The organism is Cobetia sp. SIMBA_158 (assembly GCF_046566945.1).
Taxonomy (GTDB): Bacteria; Pseudomonadota; Gammaproteobacteria; order Pseudomonadales; family Halomonadaceae; genus Cobetia; species Cobetia amphilecti.
In genome coordinates, this window is sequence record NZ_JAWJYL010000470.1 from 1 (window position 1) to 266 (window position 266).

1 protein-coding gene is annotated in these 266 nt (G+C 33.8%); it reads left to right on the forward strand.

The annotated features are described in order from the left end of the window. Nucleotides 1–50: 50 nt before the first annotated feature. Nucleotides 51–266, forward strand: a 216-nt coding sequence (locus R2R70_RS20715) for a hypothetical protein (RefSeq protein WP_410979008.1), incomplete at its 3' end; no start/stop codon positions are given.

The following is a 266-nucleotide window of genomic DNA, read 5'->3' on the forward strand; positions in this document are numbered from 1 at the left end:
TTCTAATTCGTACTTCCTTTAGAATTGAATATGCACTTACTGTTAGATGGATGGATATCAAGAAAGTTGATGGTGAATTGTATAAAGTTGAAGCGTTGAACAAGGGTTCGTATGTAGTTTCAACTGGCCTTCATGAAAATTTTTTGAATGAGCTGCATCAATTAAAAAAACAAAACAGCATGGATAACGATTTAGTATTTGGTGGATTGACATCAAGATCTTACAGAGAATCGTTCAACAGAGCTTTGGATAGATTAGGAATACCT